Genomic DNA, 16,193 nt, shown 5'->3' with positions numbered 1-16,193 from the left:
AGTCCTGCAGTCCGCATCATTTCCTCCGCTTCCGGTTCCTCCGCTTGCTTCCACTGCTCGTGGTGGTCTTCTCCCGCCCCGGGCGGGCGCGCTCAGGACCGTCGGCCTCGGACTCCGGCTGCGCGCGCATCCGCTCGATCTTTCGTGTCCCGGCCCGCCACAGGGCCCGCATGATCGTGACCTCGCCGATCATGAGCATCCCGACGACGAACAACAGCGGCACCAGCCACACCGCAATGAGGCCGTCGACGCCCACGCCGGGCGCGGCCGCTCCCGACTCCATGTGCAGCCACGCGCCCAGGGCGGGCACGAGCGAGGTGGCGGTCGTGAATATGAGTAGCCAGTCGAAGACGAGGATCGAGGCGCGGATGAACCCGGCCTTGGCCCAGTGCTTCTTCTTTGTCGCCCGACTCTTGGGCTTGTTCGCGCCCTTGAGGTCGTCGAGCAGTCGCCTGCCCAGGCTCGGGCGGGGCTCTTTGTCCGGCAGGCCCGAGCGGGGGGCGTAGTCCGTCTCCTCGGTATCGGTGGTCGTCCTGGTGCGCTCGGCGGTCAGTGTCATCGCGTCCTCGCCCCTTTTGTTCTTCGTCGTCTTGGGTGGGCGTCCGTCAGTCCTCGCCGTCTCCTGCCGAGGGCTCGATCGTCGGCTCAGCACTCTCGTCCTTCGTCGCTCGGCTTCCGTCCGCGGCCTCCAGCCCCGCCCGGCTCGCGTTTGAGGCTCGGTAGGCCACGGCCTCGGTGAGCGCGCCATCCTGCTTGGTCGTCGCGGTCACAAAGACGAACTGGGCCCCGTCCTCGTCCGGCTCGAGCCGTGCCAGGGCGGCGTAGCTGTAGTCGAGGCCGCTGATGCCCGCGACCTGGATGTCGAGGTCGGTCAACCGGTAGTGCCGGCCCTCACCCGTGGCCATCCATTCGGGCGTGAACTCGGTGAGCGTGCGCGAGTCCGGTCCGAGGACGTCCCAGCGGGCATCGAGGCTGATCTGCTCATCGCGCACTGACCTCGACGACGCCGGTGCCTCGGCCAGCGAAAGCACGAAGGTTCTGATGACCCTCCGGTCGCGCTTGATCCTGTCCGCGTCGATCCCGCCGAGCTCGGCGAGCAGCTCGGAGTGCCTGGTTGCCAGCTCGCCCTCGGCCCCCTCCTTGTCCTCGACCAGCCCGGCCTTGATACCCGCGGCCTGCTCGGCCGACGAGGCCTGGTCGCCGGGGCTCAGCGCCATGACCAGGCTGGTCACGGACAGTGCCAGGAGGCTGGCGCAAATGCTGAGGAAGACGGTGTTGGCGCGCTTCTTCACCCACGCGCCCAGGTCCTGCTTCATCCCTGCTTCACCTCCACGCCGCGGGCTGCACCCTGGACCGTCATGCCGGTGCGGATCTCCGAGAAGGTCTGGCCGGTGAGGTCGTAGTCCGCCGACGCCCAGGCGAGCACCGCCGGGTCCTGGCCCTTGGCGGGGTGGCGCTCGATGGCCTGCCAGGTCACCGGGATCATCCCGGTGACCTCGACGGTGGTCGGAGTCGCCACGATCCACTCGAAGCCTGAGTCGAAGCTGGCGGGGATGCCCACGGCTTCCGGCACCGAGGCGTCGGAGGCGAGTAGGTACCAGGGGTCAAGCGCTGAGGCGTCGACCGAAGGCGTGAACAGGGGAGTGAGGTCGCGGCGGTTCGAGGCCACCAGCACGGGGTCGAGCACACCGTCGGCGGCCTCGATCCGTGGCGTGAGCTGTCGGTAGTCGTTCTGCAGGGCCGCGACTCGGTCGGCCGAGGCCATCGCCTTGACGAGTCCGCGCTCGGCGTCTCGGACCTTGGGCAGCTCTTCAGTGCGGGCCTCGGCGAGGTGGATCTCCTCGCGCAGGCCGAAGATCTCCTTCGCGTCAGCTCTGCTCACTTCGGGACCGATCGAGCCAGAGGAGCCGAAGGCGAGCACGCCGGCGACGAGGGCGATCACGACCATGATCACTCCGGTCACCACGGCGTGGGTGGCCAACAGCTGTTCGTCGTCCTCCGAGCCCTCGTGTGAGGGCCCGTCTCCGTCCGGCCCCTGCTTCGCCTCGACTCGCCTGTTGGCGGGCGTGACGAAGGTCCGCCGCGGCGCGGCCTCGGTCATGTCCTCATCGGCGGCGGTCCTCTTCGCTTTTGTTGACACCATTCGTTCCTCGACTCACTCTTCCACTCACTTGCCATGCTAATCGTATAAAGATCAATAATTTAATGATGGATAGATGGCTATCAGCTCGATTGAGTCCTCTCCGAGGGAGGGACTCCCGTCAGCGCCGTGACCTCTCCCTCACCGTCGACGGTGATACGCAGAAGCATCCGCCTCGTCTCGGTCGGCGTTGCCCCGTCGGAGCCAGGAAGCACGTTGCTCGAGCTGACGTCGATGTCGGCCACCACGGCGTACTCGTAATCCGTGCCGATGACCCTCGTCGAGTCGACGTCGACGTCCTCGCCGAGGGAGAAGACCAGGCCCACGGCGTCGATGTAGTACTGGCTCGTGCGGTCGACGACGGTGCGGGTCGCCGGCGGCATGAACTCGGTGAGGAAAGGACCCTTCTCATCGAGGCCGAAGCTGTCGACGAGGTCCGCCCGGGCCGCCTCGTAGGACTTGCCGTCGTCCCAGGTGAAGGCCGTGACGAGCACGTCGTCGATGACCGCCCGGTCGGCGGCCAGCCTCGACTTCGTCACTCCGAGGGCCTCGTAGGTGTTGGCCTCGGCTGCCTCGTCATCGGCGACCCGGGCCGTGGCCAGCCGCCTTTCGAGGTCAACGATCTCCCCGGACTGGGCGTCGAGTCCGCGGCTGCGCTCCATCTGCTGCAGCCCGGCCCCGATGCACGCGGCCACGAGCACCGTGGCGGTTATGAGCACCCAGAGGTTGCGCCGGAGAAACCCCGGTCGGTCAGTCATCGGCCGCACGCTCACTTCGTCCCCCGTCCTTCTCCGGGGTCTTCTTCGGCGTGATGCCGGACTCATCGGCGCTCAGGTGCTCGGCGCCGGCGGTGGTGACGACGAGATCGAGATCGACGAACGTGCCCGTCTCGCCGTCGAAGTCGGCGCTCGCCCACGCCAGAACGTCCTCGGTCTTCGTGTCGGTGCACGTCCACACCGCGTGGGCCAGGCTCTCCTCACCCACGACCGGCATCGCCGACTCCACAGCCCAGGTCGAGGCCGACTCCGGCGACGGGGTGCGCCCGTCATGGCGGACGTACCAGGCGTAGCGAGGATCGATCGTGCCTGGGCCGTGCGAGACGGCCGTTGACCACTGGTAGGCCTCGGCGTCGTCGAGGACGAGGGTTTCGTCGGCGAAGTATGGTGACAGCGTTCGGCGGTGCTCGGCCACGTCCTCCATCTCCGTACTCGGAGCGCCGTCGCCGAGTGCGGGGGCCGATGCGGCCCTGAGGTAGAGATCGATGAAGCCCTGTTGCTCCTTCGCGACTGACTCGGCCTTCTCGGAGACGTCTGTGGCCAGAGCGGTGAGCGCGGCCTTGGACTCCTCGTGGTCCCGGGGCTTCTCGGCTTGGGCGACTTCGTGCGTCAGTGATGCGATCCGCTCGGAGTTCTCGGCCTGCTGGGTCCGGTAGTCCTCCTCGGACACGGCCGCGACCGCGAGCAGGGCGAGGACTACAGCACCGATGGTGGCCACGCCTGCCTTGCGTAGGGCACGGGCGTTGTCCTCGGGCGTGCGCGCGGCCAGCTGCGCCCGCTTCTCGATGGCCCAACCGTCAAAGGCCGACTCCAGCTCTGCGCCGGTCATCCTCCGCACAGGCCTGCGGTTGGCCGCGATGGCCTTCAGCTTTGCCCTCACCGACAGGTCCCGGTCCGAGACGGTCCCCTCGTCCGCGTCCGGCTGCGGGCCGGCATCCTCGTCCCTACTCACACTCGATCCTCCATGACGATCCGTTCTCATCGAAAGATGACTTGATTGTACCGTGAAAGACTATTTGAGTCCGAGTGGTGCGACCGTTCGATATCGAGGCGCGAAAAGGCCCGTGACCGCTCGAAGCGATCACGGGCCCGAGGACGCGGCCTGCGCTCGATCAGACCTTCACCTCGCCTCCCTCGATGCGGTCGGAGAGGTCGGTGAACGACCAGCCGGCGTCCTTCCATTCGCTGGCCTCGACCCACCGGGCACGACCGGGGAAGGCGCAGTACGCGGCCTCGCCGATGAGGATCCGATCGCCGTCGACGCCGAGGACAATGCCCGTGTGACCGGCAGCCGAGGAGTTGCCGTGGGAGAAGACCGAGTACGGGGTCGGCGTGTCCGAGGCCTTCGTGCCCAGCAGCTGAGCCATGACACGGGCGGTGTCCTTGCCGTTGTTGCTCGCGTACCCCTTGTCCCACTGCGCGTACTTGTGCACGAAGTACCACGAGAACGAGGTGCAGTTCTGCACGTAGGAACCGTTACACTTGGCCGGTCCGCCTCCGCCGGCGAACGCCTCCCCCAGGACTCCGTCGGCCTCCTCGTTGTACAGCTCCATGAGCTTCTCGGCCGTCTTGAGGTCAATGCCGCTGTCCTTGAGGCCGACCGAGCCCTCGCCCCCACCGTCGGAGCCCCCGCCGGAGCAGGAGACGGTCGAGACCGGGGCGACGTCGGTGACCGAGCCGGACGAATTCCAGCTCACATGCGGGTGATCCATATGGTTCTGCGTCGGAGAGCCGCGGTCCCCCATCGGCTGCCAGTCGGTGTCGCCCTCGCTGAAGTTCCAGATCCGCTGCTGCCAGATCACGTACCGCACATCGCCGAGCTCCTCGTGGTTGTCGATGACGTACTGCGCCAGCGCGTCGCCCGTCTTCTTGCCTTCACCATCAAGCGCGACCATGAAGTCCACGGCCAGTCCGGCGGGGTGACCATGGGCTTCATCGTCGTACGAGGAGCCGCCGCTGCGGTAGCCGCCAGCGCCCTCGAGACCGGACCCCGGCCCGTCCTTGAACTCCGAGTAGATGAGGTCAGCGGCCCCCTGTACATGCGACTTGACCTGCCCGAGGTCGAGCTGCTCGGGGCCATCGCTGACGGGCTCGACATCGATCGAGTCGGAGCCGGTACCCTCCTCCCAACCATCCATAGCCTCGAACCACCTCTCGGCCGCCTCCTGGCGAGCGTCGAGGGCGGGCACGCCAGCTCGCTCCCACTGAGTGAGGAAGTACTCGGCCGCCTCCGACGGCGAGCCCTTCTTCTCGGAGACCATGCCCTTGATGATCGCCACGTCCGAGGGGTTGTCGCCGTCGGGATCGGTCATGAACGACAGCTGGATCTCGATGTCGTACCACTCGCCGCCCGCCGCCTCGGCGTACTCCTGCAGCTTGATATTGCGGCCAGCCGTCCACTGGCCCAGGCCGATCCCGTAGTTCGTCCCACTGCGGTCGAGCTTGGCTTCCTTCTTCGGGCCGAGCTCGTAGGGCTCGTCATAGATACCCTCGACGCCGGTCGGGTCGAGCTCGGATTCGATTTCCCAGTTGCCAAGGATCCCGGCGATGTTCTCATCGGGCATGCCCATACCCGAGAGCACCTCGTACACCGCCTGGGCGTGCGCCTCCTCGTCCGGGTCGATATCGCCGACACTGATCGGGCCTGACCCGGTGTTGACAATGCAGCTGTGAGAGGAGCGCCCACCCCCGTCTCCGTGCGCCGCCGCCTGGGAGTCGATGATCGCGCTGGCGAGCGTGCCCGCCACCAGCGCGATCGCCGCGACCGTGGCCACGCCTGCCGATGCGGTCGCCGCTGCAGGGGCGATGGTGACGCCCACGACAGTCGCTACGACGCCGGCGATGGCCGAGCCGACCGCGCCGAAGACGCCGCCGATGGCCGCTCCGATTATCTGCGGGATCGCCAGCACCCAGGCCAGTAGCGACTGTAAGAAGCCCAGCGTCGCCGCGGCGAGCTGCATCATGAGCATCTTCAGCCACTTGAGCAGGGCCGTGAGTGCGATGAGGGCCCCGGCCGGAGGAGCGGCGGCGACGCCGCCGGCCACGGCGACTCCCTTGGCCACCTTCGAGCCCGGGGACTCCTGGTCCTCCTGCTCGCGGGCATAGCCGGTCCCGCCCGCGCCGAGAGCCTTCTTCCCGCCCTTGATCGCGTCCTTGCCGCCCTCGACCGCGACTCCCTTGGCCGCGCCGATGACAGCGCCGGGTACCGCCCCGACCCCGCCTGCGGCCGCGCCCTTCGTGGCACCGCCGATCGCGCCGGAGACGGCCGAGCCGGCATAGCGGCCCGCCTCCCTGCGCCCCTTGGAGCCGCCGTCGCCCTCGATCGCCTTCTGCGCGGCCGATCCCGCGAGTTTGGCACCGGCCCCGTCGAGGCCCTTCGAGGCCTTGTCCAACGCCTGAGCGCCGTCGGCAGCCTTGGTCGCCGATCCCGCTGCCCGGCCGGCTGCCGACGCGCCTTCTCCTGCGGGCTGCACGCCGTTCGAGCCCCCGTCTCCCGGCAGGGGCTTCGACCCGACTCTGGCGGAGTGGCCGGGGCTCCCGGTCGAGGCCGGAGCTGCCGGGGTGGGCCCGAGGCTCTTCGCGCCCCGACCTGCCCCGCCGGACTGCGCCTGCTGAGGCCCCAGCCCCGGCGACGTGCTCGACCGCGATTCCCTGGGCGGGGAGGGCGCGGGAGCCTGGCCGCCAGGAGCCGACGCGTTCTGCCCGGAACCGGTCGGCTCGTCCGTGCCCTTCGGCCGCCGCGTGGCCATCAATGCTCCTTTCCGGCTCCGTCGGGCCGAAGGTCAGTAATTGATGAAGAGGGACTGCTCATCGCTGTTGGCCGAGCTGTTCGACTGCACGTCGCGCAGATCGACGTCGAGGGCCAATAGGTCGAACAGGAGGCTCGACTGGTACTCGTTCTTGGCGGAGTAGTAGTCGACGTAGGCCTGCGAGAGGTTGTTCATGACGTTCGTCAGCGGCCGCATGGTCACGTCCGAGGTGCGGTAGTCCTGCGCCAGCGACGACCCGTCCGAGAGCGTCCACTCGATGTCGTCCACTCCGAACTCGCGCTCGTCCGTGCTCTCGACCGACTTCTGCGACAGGAACTCGCCATAGCTCTGACCGACCGGGACGAGGACGTCGAGGTAGCCGTCGTAGACATTGCCCGACCGCCAGTTGAAGTCGAACCCTCCGGGCACGACGGTCTTCGTCGTCAGCGCCAGGTTCGACTTGCCGTTCTCCGACTCGGACTTCGACCCACCGGTGACCTCGTCGCCGGCGATGAAGCCGGGCACCTGCGGCGGGCGCAGGAAGAGGCCGTCGACTTTCGTCGTCTCGAGGTCCGTGGTGTAGGAGTCGATGCGCGACAGTGCGGTGCGCATCTCGACGAGCTTGGAGTCCAGGGCTGCGCGCGCCGTCTGCTCGTCCGACTTCAGGACCACGTCGTAGAAGGCCCGGGCCGGGGCGAAGGTCGCCGCGTCGAGCGAGGCGATCGTCTCCGCCTTCCGCGCCCCAGGGTTGAAGAAGACCCGCCACTGGTCATGCTGGGCGAAGGACTTGTCCCCGGCCAGCTCGTCGGCGGGCTCGTCGTCGGCCTCCCTGAACGACAGTTCCTGGTTGGCCCGCATCGTCAGGTTGAGCACCTGCTGAGCGAAGGGCTCGTCGGCCTCGAAGAGGACGCCGACGTAGCCGGTGGAGCCGAAGACGTGGAAGGAGGAGGAGATACCCGGCGTCGAGACCGTCTCAGTATTGAGATTCTCGTCAGAGCCCATGAGGAAGCCCTGGTAGTCGGCGGCGTTGTAGGAGATCTTCGCGCCCTTGTCGAAGTGCATGATCAACAAGGCCTTGTTTCCCAGCTCATTCGTGTACACACCGTCGACGTCGCCCTTGAGCTTCGTCTTCGACGTCGTGAACGTGGGGGTGTACACCGAGGTGTCGGTCAGGGCCTCCTTGCCGGAGTTCCAGGCGGCGAAGGCTGACCCGCCGAAGACGGCCACTGCTGTAACTGCGAAGATCCCGCACACCACGCCGAAGCGCTCCATCGTGTGGTGCGAGTCGAGCTTGAACCTCTTGCCGAAGGCAATGATCGTGTCTTTGAACGCCATGTCCGTCTACACCCCTGCGCCGCTTTCCCTCTCGATGTGCGAATGGCGGATCGGGTGGGCTGAGGCCGCATGGCCCCGGCCAACCCGACCCGATCGCTGATGGCCCGTCTCGTGGTCCCGGTCAGTTCCAAGTGGAGGCGATGACGGACCCGCCGCCAAGCTCCTCGATGGTCTGCTGACCGCCGGACCCGACGGTCTGGACGATGTTGAAGCCGCCGGTGAAGAGAGCGCCGCCGACGAGCACGAGGAGCGCGATCTTGCCCCAGCCGGCCTGCTGCTGCTCCTTCTGCGGGCTGGCGATGAGCTTGAGGATGAGTACTACGGCGCCCCAGATGAGCCCGACGCAGCCGAGCAGGATCAGCAGGGAGCCGCCCCAGCCCTGAACCGTGCCGGTCGCGTTCTGCAGAAAGCTGCCGATGTCCCAGGCCGCGCTCGGCAGCGGGATGGTTTGCACCCCCGCTTCGTTGATCGTCGTCATGATGTCTTCCTCTCGCCTTTCCGTCTCCGATGCACACCTGACAGGACACCGATTGACATGGGCGGCTCACTCGCCTCATCCGCAAGCATGTAATGACTACATACTCGTGTCTGTCTCTCATTTAATTGACCAGGCGTGGGTGGGCTCTCCTCGGTCACATCGTCGGTTGTCCCGCTATTTCCCTCGTTCACGTACGCGTTCTCAACCGCAAATCTACATCATTCGAGTGGTGATCAATAGTCGATTAGATAGTTCTATCCAATCGACAGCATGATGATCGAGGTGGGAGGTCTGCCTGGGTGGGCATGGTCGAGGTGGCAAGTCAGTGCGCCCGGCACACGGGAATGTGTGTACAGTGCGATTTGCTCACTGCCGTGCCGCCTGCGCATCACTCTTGAAAGAGGCCATCGACCGATGACACCCATGCCGTCCGACTTCTTCACCCGCCGCCTGCGCACTGAGCGCGAGCGCGCCGAGATCAGCCAGGCGGAGCTCGCCCGACGCATGGCCGCCGTCCTCGGAACCAAGGTCGACCCCTCGGCCGTGACCCGCATCGAGCAGCAACAGAGGGCCGTGCGCCTCGACGAGGCCGTCGCCGCCGCCCAGGCCCTCGACTTGCCCCTGGTGATGCTCCTGGTCGAGGACCCAGCCGCAGAGAACCAGCGGCGTCTGCACGAGTACCTCACCGAGCTCGCCGCCGTAGAGGGCCAGTGGAACCGCTCGCGGGCCGAAATCGACCGGCTCACCGTCGCCATCAAGGCGCTGACCGACGAGCGCATCCAACTGGCCCGCGCCCAACCGTCCACACCCCCGCTCGACCCGGAGCTGGCCGAAGCAATCGACGCCCGCGTCCCTCTTGACGAAAGCGAGCGCCGCGGCTGGGAACGCGAGGACTGAGGCCTACAGGCCCAGCCTCATTACGGAGTTGCGCGCCGCTGGGTTCCACTCACGGTCGTAGACATCGACCGTCTCGGCCTTCTTCCACCTGCCAGCGCGCATGATCTCCTCCGTGCTCGCACCGTTGCGCCTGGCCTGGGTCACGTGCCCGGCCCGTAGGGAGTGGAAGCCGTAGGTGCCCGGGTCCATACCGGCCTCGGCGATGCGGGTGCGCAGCATCGTGTGCAGGGCGTCGCCGGTGACACCGCGGCCGTGGATGGTCGCCAACCTCCGGTTCCGGTAGGTCGCCCGCAGCAGGGGAGTGGGTGAAGCCAGATCCGCACTACTGACAAGACCCGGACCGCCGTCCCTGCCGCACACGTGTTCATCGATCTGGTAGCCCAGTAGCAGCCGCATCGTCGTTCGCTGGTCACCATCGGCGACAAGCAGGGCGACCCAGCGGTGGAGCGTGCAGACTGCGCATGTACTCGGCATGCTGCCGTAAGGGAGGACGACGACGTCAGGGGCGGAGTTGTCCTGGTCGGCCTTCGTCGCCCCCACCCGAATATGGACCCCGTCGCGCTGGTGGAGCTCGAGGTCGTCAAGGGTCAGGCCCGCCGCCTCAGACCGGCGCAGAGCGCCAGCAAAGCCGAGCCAGACCGCCACGCTGTCGCGGGCAGCCGATACACCCGCCGGGTAGACGTCGTGGTCCATCGCGGTGATGACTCGCATGACGTCATCGAGTAGCAGTGGTCGCTTCCGCTTCGGCCGCATCGCCCGCAGCTTCGCCAGGCCGCGAACCAACCCACTGACTCCGCGGTGAGCGGTCGGGTCGAGTGCGCCCGAGCGCAGATGGGCATCGGCAATGCCTGCCAGCCGCTGCCGAATCGTGGCCACCGACCACCGGGGCCCACCAAGATCGTCGAGTTGTACCGACATCCATGCCACGTACCAGCGCACCGTCTCCGGATGCGCTGGCATCGCCTCGAGGTCGTGCACGGAGCAGAAAGCCGCGAAATCCCGCCAAGCCCCCGCGTAGGCTCGCCGAGTGTTCGCCGAAAGGGTGTGTGTCTCTAGGTCGCGAGAGACAACCTCGAGCTCACGCAACTCGTCGTTGATCTCTGGCTCCAACGTCGACACAGGCGCAGACACGGCGGCGAGGATGGAAGTCTGACTCATGACTCCAGTTTCTCTGACTAAACAGGTCCCTCCGGTGGCCTCTACACCCTGTTCCTGCTAACTGCGCTTATCAGGGCATGGACGACAGAGACCGTCGCGTGAGCCGCTGACGACGGATCGAGAGTTTTCGACGATCCCTTTCGATTCATCTCCGAGGCGAACTGGTCCCCGCTCCCCGACCCGTCCATGCCCGATGCGTACCGGGAGCCTGTTTCCCGGTGGCAGTCTCGGACCATGAGCAGAATCACACCCCTTGGCCTCTGGGTCGACTGGTGCGCCGTGACCGGGACTTCGCTCGAGGACCGCGATCCTGTAACCCTCGACCGCTTCGCGCGCCAGGCCAGCCCTTCTCAGCGTGTGCTCGCCGCCCTGCGACCGATGCGAGTCCTTGACGGTCCGGCCTGGCCCGCCGAGCACAGAGGAGACACCGGTTCTCTGCATCGCCTTCTGGCCCGCGGCACCGTGCTCGGCGACCACCCTGACGTCGCCTGGCTGTCTCGACTGCGCCTGCGCCGGCTACTCTTCGCTGGTGTCCTCCTTGCCCCGGCCTCGCATGGTGGGCTGGGGCTGTCCCGGCCGCAGAGCCAAGCCTTGACCCCGGACCGGCTCCAGCGGCTGCGGCCGACCATCGCCCACACTGAGGGCGCCAACGACTGTCCAGCCTGCGCGGTCTGGTCGTGGATCGAGGTCATCGGGGCCAACTACGACTGGTCACGCTCCCTCATGCGCAACGTCATTCGCCGCAGGAGCGGCCACAAAACGGCTCATCAGCACGAGCAACCCGACCCATATCCCGACTGGCGCATGAGCCCGGTGATCCTGGCTGGCATCGACCGCTGGGGCTGGATCGAGCCTTGGACCCCGATGCATCCTGCGTCGATTTCCAGACTCGTGCGCGCGATTCGTGCGCTACTCGACGGACCTGCCCCCCAACCTGCCCCCGCCGTTGCCTATACCTCCGCACCTCCACCCCGACAGATCGACCCTGAAGAGGAGGCCGAGATCCACGCCCGGGCTGACGAGATCCTCGCCCGAGTCGAGGATGCGCTCGCGGAGTTCGGATAGCCTCGAAGGCATGGGATTCGACTGGGAAGGCATCCTCGGTGTGCACGGCGCGAGCCTGGCCGAAGCCTACGACGCCACCGCCTCTGCCGAGGTCTACGACGAGCCGATGGCCGAACTCGAGGACTACGGCCCGATGCCCAGCCTCGTCGTTGACGAGGACGACGCCTGAGCCCTATCCCCTACACGGAGTCGAGTCTGCGCACCGAGTCGCGCAGGGCGTCCTCGCCGGCGCGGGCGTAGTGGTTGAGAACGCCCGTCGAAGCGAATCGTCTAGATCCTGCGCGCGACCACGGCACCGACCTGGCCGAAGCAGTTCCGCGACGACACCGGCAGTCTGCGTCGAGTGATCAGACGCAGCTCGATCATGATCAACAATCCTGACACTCATTGGGTGCTGAGGCAGCAGCTGCGCCGAACGATGGTCGCCGCGGTCTTCATCGCCCCGACCACCCACGGCAGCCTGAGCTTGAGTCGTCACCAAGCACTGAGACTGGCCCCGACCGAGCTGAGTCGATCACGCACCGATGATCGCTGGGGCTGATCGACCCGTACTTCCCGATGCACCCGTCATCGCCGTCCATGATCATCTCCGTCGTGCGTCAGCTACTCGTTGGGCCCGAGCCAACACCGGCACCACCACCTCAGCCCCGATCGCCGGTCCGTGAGATCAACTACGACGAGAGGGAGATGATCTTCGCCCGGTCCCATGAGGTCATCGCCCGAGTGTCAGCGATCCTCCGGGAGTTCTCATGAGATCGACAACCTGCGTTCCCGAGGCGCTTCACCCTTGACTTCAGAATCGGACATCACCCGTGATCACCCATCATCTCCAGAGCGAACCACTCCACGCATCGTTTCCGGACACTGTGCGGGATCCTGTGCGGTATTTGGTTCATCCTGGATCTCCGCCGCCACATATGACCAGGCAAGAGGCCTATGGAGTGATCGCCAAGTCAAGATCAACTGGGTCTGGATGCCGCCGTGGGGTCCGGACAAGATCACCGACGATGGTCGGGACCAGCTGCGCATGCTGGGCTTCAACGTCTGACTCGTGCGGACGTGCACGCGGGCCGGGACCCTTCGGGGCCCGGCCCGTACGTGTGTCCGAAAGGGACACCTCGCTCAGCAGCGGTCGAAGGGGACCCGGGCCAGTTCCTGGACCCGGTGGGCGACCTCGTGGGCGTTGCGCGCCGGGCGACGGAAGGGGATGCGCACGTCGTGGTCGCCCTCGGGGCTCTCCAGACGCAGGCGCAGGCCGTAACGGTCCACGCCCAGAGGCCGAGGGCGGCCGTCGGGCAGCGGCACGGGGCAGTGTTGGACCACCGCTTCGAGCAGATCGGCGTGGTCCTGCTCCAGATGACGCAGCCACGGGCCCTCCCAGCGGTCGAAGGGGTCGGGGTTCAGGGCGGTGAACTCCTCCGTGGCCAGTACGTGGCAGCCGTCGTGGTCGGAGTACACGACCAGGTGGGGACGGAGCACGATCATGGTGCGCCCGTGGCCCAGGTCGAGGAGGCGTTCGTCGGGGTCCCGCTCCAGCACGGCCAGGGCGTGGTCGCGGGCCTCGGCCGCGGGCGGCAGACGCAGGTCGCCGTTGATCCACAGCAGGGAACGGGTCCGGTCGCGCAGGTCGACGGGGGCGGTGTCGGTGAACTCGATGGTGGCTTCGAGTCCACCGGAGTCGATCTCGTTCAGGACGCGGTGTTGGTCCGGCACCAGGAGGGTGATCTCCCCGTCGGGACCGGTGTGGCAGGCGGGTCCGGTCAGGTGCAGGGAGACGTCGGAGGTGGTGACGGTCGCGGGGTTGGGGCGCGCCAGGACCGAACGGGCCCGTTCGGCGGGGGACGGCGCCAGGATATGCGGGAACAGCAGGATCACCTCAGCTCTCTTAGGTAAGGCTAACCTATATCTTCCTGGGTCATCCTGTCACGCCGCCCGGACACGACGAAGGCCCACGGCCGGAAGACGTCCGGTCCGTGGGCCTCGTGTGGTCGTTGTCAGTGCGTGGCGAACATACCCGAACGCAGCTCCCCGGCGATGTCCTCGTCACCGCGCAGGGACAGCACGTCCAACAGGGCCTGGGGGGCGGCCAACGACTCGTCGCCGTTGTCGGTGATCCTGCGGGAGAGGATCTTGAGTGCGTCGTCCGTGGCGGCCGGGGCGGTGTAGCCGATCAGGTGCAGTGCACGGGCGTAGGGGGAGCGCTCGCTCAGATCGGCCACCGGGAGCTTGCGCGCGTCCAACCTGTCACCGGAGACCGTGATGAAGATTCGGTCGCCCGGCTGTGCGGCCTGTCTGCGGAGCAGGGGCCGCAAGGAGTCGAAGGCCGGCTGGTCGCGCCAGACCAGCACCAGCAGGTCCGCTCCGGGGGCGGTCAGGCACAGCAGACGCCCGGGTTGCAGTCCCAGGTGCGTGGCGTACCCGGCGGGCACGGCCACCGGGGCGCCGTTGAGGTGGTCGGCGGTGATGTCGATGCGGTGCCACCAGCGGCCGTCGGGGGCGCGGAAGCACCGGGCCGACATCGCGGGTTCGCTCGCACCGTGATGGGACGGAGCGGGGGGCGCCATCGGCTGCTGATGCACGGGCGGAGGCGCCATCTGCGTGTGCGGTGCCACGGATGGGAACGCGCCCGAGTCGGGTCTGTACCCGGAGGTCGGGTCGGGCCCGCCCATGGGGGCCTCGGCGGCGGCCTCCGGACGGCGCCGGATGGGCAGACCGTTCTCGGTGGTGCCCGAACCCTCGGGGGAGTGCTCGCCGCTCGGAGACTCCATGGGCACCGAGGTGTCCACGAGGACTCGGCCCTCGCGCAGGTTCACGCCCGGGGTGCTCAGCAGCCAGGCGCGCAGCTCCTGCTGGCGGATGCCGATCCGACCCAGCCGGATACCGGCCTCGGTGAGGTCGGGCGCGTCGCCCAACATCTCCCGGGTCTGCCGGCGCAACCGGTTGGGGTCGTCGGCGATGAGCCAACCGTTGTGCATGCGGCGGTCGGTGAACAGGGTGATGATCACCCGCCACAGCGGAGTGTGCAGGGTGGGCACGTCCACGGGGTGGTCCGGGTGCGCATTGATGAGTCGGTCGATGGTGGTCGCCGAGCCCAACTGTTCGGACAGATCGCGCAGGTGCTTGGTGATGCTGGCGCCCTCGGGGGAGGACAACCAGCGGAGCAGTCGCTCCTCCACCTTGCGTTGGGCGCCGCGAATGTCGGTGACGTCCACCGCGATCTGTTCCGAGAGCACACGGATGCTGATGGGGTCGGTGGCGAAGAGACGTTCGGCGGCCACCGTCCGCTCCAGGTCGGGCCAGGAACGGAACATCTCCTCGACCGCGTCGACCAGGGGGTGCTGCCCCAAAGCGGGGGCCGGACGTTCCTCGGGTTGCTCGGGACGCAGCTTGGGACGGCTGAAACTGGGTCGGCGCAGGGTGCGGCCCGGACCCAGCAGGGAACTGCGGAACTGCGAACGGAGGTCGCCCACACCGCTCTCGGCCCCGGGGCGCTCGGGAGCGGGCTCGGCGGTGTCACCGGGGATCATCGCGGCCGAGCTCACCATGCCGCCCAACGGCGTGTGCGACGGTGGGGGAGCGGCGCTCGGGGTCGGCGCCATCCCCGAGGGGACGGCGCCGGTGTCCGGTTGTTCGTCCTCGCGCTGGGCACGCAGGGCCCGTAGGGTGCGGATGGCCCGTGTGGCCGGGGATTGGGGCGGAGTCGTGTCGGCCCCGTTCGCGGAGGAGCCGGAGACGTCATACGCGCCGGTCGCCGAGTCGAGGTAGTCGAGGGCGTTGCGCACGTGGTCGGGCGCGGACTCGGGCAGCCAGTGCGAGATGGTGCGCACGGCCTCCATCATCAGGGCGGGGGAGGGCGTGGGTCCGCTGGGCAGCTCGCAGCAGGGCTGTAGGGCGCGCCAGGCGATCGTGCTGACGATGTCGAGGACACCGCACTGGGTCGGTCCCCACTCGTGGATCTCGCGCGGGGTGGCCGCGATGAGTTTTTCCCAGTTCCCGGCGGTGGTCATGACCGCCCCGCGTACGGGTTCGGAGAGTTCGCCGCAGTCCACCGCTCGGCCGCGCAGACTGGGCAGGAACTCCGTCAGGGGTACGTGATCCCACTGTTCGAGGGCGAGCCGGGCCAAGCCGTGGGCCAGCCAGGGCGGACCGGCGATGTCCAGAACACGGGTGAGGGGGAGGGAGTTCCACCAACCGTCGATCAGCCGGTCGTGTTTGAGCAGGGATGCCACGTCCGGCGACCTCGACCAGCGCAGGGCGGGTGCGAGGTCGACGAGGCAGATCGGAGAGACGGCGTTCATCCGCTGGGGACCTCGACCTCCTGGTGTCTGCACGTGAATTGAGGAGGAACCGCACGGGCCTTCGGTTCGATGCACCACAGTACGCGCCTCGGACCATGAGGGAGACAGGCCCTGGAGAACGCCCCGGCCCTGCCACGAGAGGAAGCAGTGGACCGAGGGGCGGGGGTGCCGTGAGCACTTGACGAGATCGTACGTGGCCGGAGCGCACATGGGTAGCCCCGATGTGATCCGGTCGACTCCGGTGAGTATCGGCCACGGTGTGTGATCACTGTGGCGATGGAGATCCATGACGGCACC

15 protein-coding genes and 1 pseudogene are annotated in these 16,193 nt (G+C 67.6%); 5 read left to right on the top strand and 11 right to left on the bottom strand.

Annotated features, from left to right (window positions below; translation table 11 throughout):
• Positions 1-16: 16 nt before the first annotated feature.
• From BQ8420_RS14120 to BQ8420_RS14085, 8 genes are all read right to left on the bottom strand, one after another.
• Positions 17-559, bottom strand: coding sequence for a hypothetical protein (locus BQ8420_RS14120; RefSeq protein WP_087099206.1), 543 nt, complete (start codon positions 557-559; stop codon positions 17-19).
• A 46-nt stretch (positions 560-605) separates the two neighbouring features.
• Positions 606-1,316, bottom strand: a complete 711-nt coding sequence (locus BQ8420_RS14115; RefSeq protein ID WP_087099204.1) for a hypothetical protein — start codon at positions 1,314-1,316, stop codon at positions 606-608.
• Complete coding sequence (locus BQ8420_RS14110) at positions 1,313-2,140, bottom strand: hypothetical protein (RefSeq protein ID WP_235006206.1); 828 nt, start codon at positions 2,138-2,140, stop codon at positions 1,313-1,315. Before BQ8420_RS14110 ends, BQ8420_RS14115 begins: the two co-directional genes overlap by 4 nt.
• 83 nt (positions 2,141-2,223) lie before the next feature.
• A complete protein-coding gene (locus BQ8420_RS14105; RefSeq protein WP_143847259.1) occupies positions 2,224-2,898 on the bottom strand; it encodes a hypothetical protein in 675 nt (224 codons plus the stop codon).
• Positions 2,891-3,868, bottom strand: a complete 978-nt coding sequence (locus tag BQ8420_RS14100) for a hypothetical protein (protein ID WP_087099198.1) — start codon at positions 3,866-3,868, stop codon at positions 2,891-2,893. Before BQ8420_RS14100 ends, BQ8420_RS14105 begins: the two co-directional genes overlap by 8 nt.
• 160 nt (positions 3,869-4,028) lie before the next feature.
• Positions 4,029-6,389, bottom strand: a complete 2,361-nt coding sequence (locus BQ8420_RS14095) for a phage tail tip lysozyme (protein ID WP_143847257.1) — start codon at positions 6,387-6,389, stop codon at positions 4,029-4,031.
• 309 nt (positions 6,390-6,698) lie between these two features.
• Positions 6,699-8,000, bottom strand: coding sequence for a hypothetical protein (locus BQ8420_RS14090; protein WP_087099194.1), 1,302 nt, complete (start codon positions 7,998-8,000; stop codon positions 6,699-6,701).
• A gap of 121 nt (positions 8,001-8,121) precedes the next feature.
• A complete protein-coding gene (locus BQ8420_RS14085) occupies positions 8,122-8,478 on the bottom strand; it encodes a hypothetical protein (protein WP_087099192.1) in 357 nt (118 codons plus the stop codon).
• A 414-nt stretch (positions 8,479-8,892) separates the two neighbouring features.
• Between BQ8420_RS14085 and BQ8420_RS14080 the strand changes: the two genes are divergently transcribed.
• Positions 8,893-9,375, top strand: coding sequence for a helix-turn-helix transcriptional regulator (locus BQ8420_RS14080; protein ID WP_087099190.1), 483 nt, complete (start codon positions 8,893-8,895; stop codon positions 9,373-9,375).
• A gap of 3 nt (positions 9,376-9,378) precedes the next feature.
• Here the strand turns inward: BQ8420_RS14080 and BQ8420_RS14075 are convergent, their stop codons facing one another.
• Positions 9,379-10,533 (bottom strand): tyrosine-type recombinase/integrase, encoded by a 1,155-nt coding sequence (locus BQ8420_RS14075; protein ID WP_087099188.1) that lies wholly within the window; start codon positions 10,531-10,533, stop codon positions 9,379-9,381.
• A 234-nt stretch (positions 10,534-10,767) separates the two neighbouring features.
• Here BQ8420_RS14075 and BQ8420_RS14070 point away from each other — a divergent pair, with 234 nt between their 5' ends.
• The 4 genes and pseudogenes from BQ8420_RS14070 to BQ8420_RS32740 all read left to right on the top strand — a co-directional run.
• Positions 10,768-11,598: a hypothetical protein gene (locus BQ8420_RS14070; protein WP_087099186.1), complete on the top strand. Its 831-nt coding sequence runs from the start codon at positions 10,768-10,770 to the stop codon at positions 11,596-11,598.
• 10 nt (positions 11,599-11,608) lie between these two features.
• Positions 11,609-11,767, top strand: coding sequence for a hypothetical protein (locus BQ8420_RS31910; protein ID WP_160049310.1), 159 nt, complete (start codon positions 11,609-11,611; stop codon positions 11,765-11,767).
• Positions 11,768-11,989: 222 nt separating this feature from the next.
• Positions 11,990-12,139 carry a hypothetical protein gene (locus tag BQ8420_RS31905; RefSeq protein WP_160049309.1) on the top strand — a complete coding sequence of 50 codons (150 nt, stop codon included), beginning with the start codon at positions 11,990-11,992 and terminating at the stop codon, positions 12,137-12,139.
• A 402-nt stretch (positions 12,140-12,541) separates the two neighbouring features.
• Positions 12,542-12,646: pseudogene (locus BQ8420_RS32740) on the top strand (metal-sulfur cluster assembly factor); the annotation flags it as partial.
• A gap of 74 nt (positions 12,647-12,720) precedes the next feature.
• Here BQ8420_RS32740 and BQ8420_RS14060 read toward each other — a convergent pair.
• Together BQ8420_RS14060 and BQ8420_RS14055 are read right to left on the bottom strand one after the other, a co-directional pair.
• Positions 12,721-13,473 (bottom strand): DUF2470 domain-containing protein, encoded by a 753-nt coding sequence (locus BQ8420_RS14060; protein ID WP_087099184.1) that lies wholly within the window; start codon positions 13,471-13,473, stop codon positions 12,721-12,723.
• Between the two features lie 119 nt (positions 13,474-13,592).
• Entirely contained in the window at positions 13,593-15,896 is a 2,304-nt protein-coding gene (locus BQ8420_RS14055) for a hypothetical protein (protein WP_087099182.1), read from the bottom strand.
• Positions 15,897-16,193: the final 297 nt, after the last annotated feature.

Origin of the sequence: Nocardiopsis sp. JB363, from assembly GCF_900143625.1 — a bacterium.
Classification (GTDB): domain Bacteria; phylum Actinomycetota; class Actinomycetes; order Streptosporangiales; family Streptosporangiaceae; genus Nocardiopsis.
Note: the sequence above shows the minus strand (reverse complement) of the source record. Positions and strands in the feature narration are given on the sequence as shown.

Coding starts and splice junctions, on each gene's coding strand:
- BQ8420_RS14105 (WP_143847259.1), bottom strand. CDS start 2,898: ATGACTGACCGACCGGGGTTTCTCCGGCGCAACCTCTGGGTGCTCATA.
- BQ8420_RS14070 (WP_087099186.1), top strand. CDS start 10,768: ATGAGCAGAATCACACCCCTTGGCCTCTGGGTCGACTGGTGCGCCGTG.
- BQ8420_RS14085 (WP_087099192.1), bottom strand. CDS start 8,478: ATGACGACGATCAACGAAGCGGGGGTGCAAACCATCCCGCTGCCGAGC.
- BQ8420_RS31910 (WP_160049310.1), top strand. CDS start 11,609: ATGGGATTCGACTGGGAAGGCATCCTCGGTGTGCACGGCGCGAGCCTG.
- BQ8420_RS14055 (WP_087099182.1), bottom strand. CDS start 15,896: ATGAACGCCGTCTCTCCGATCTGCCTCGTCGACCTCGCACCCGCCCTG.
- BQ8420_RS14115 (WP_087099204.1), bottom strand. CDS start 1,316: ATGAAGCAGGACCTGGGCGCGTGGGTGAAGAAGCGCGCCAACACCGTC.
- BQ8420_RS14090 (WP_087099194.1), bottom strand. CDS start 8,000: ATGGCGTTCAAAGACACGATCATTGCCTTCGGCAAGAGGTTCAAGCTC.
- BQ8420_RS14120 (WP_087099206.1), bottom strand. CDS start 559: ATGACACTGACCGCCGAGCGCACCAGGACGACCACCGATACCGAGGAG.
- BQ8420_RS14080 (WP_087099190.1), top strand. CDS start 8,893: ATGACACCCATGCCGTCCGACTTCTTCACCCGCCGCCTGCGCACTGAG.
- BQ8420_RS14075 (WP_087099188.1), bottom strand. CDS start 10,533: ATGAGTCAGACTTCCATCCTCGCCGCCGTGTCTGCGCCTGTGTCGACG.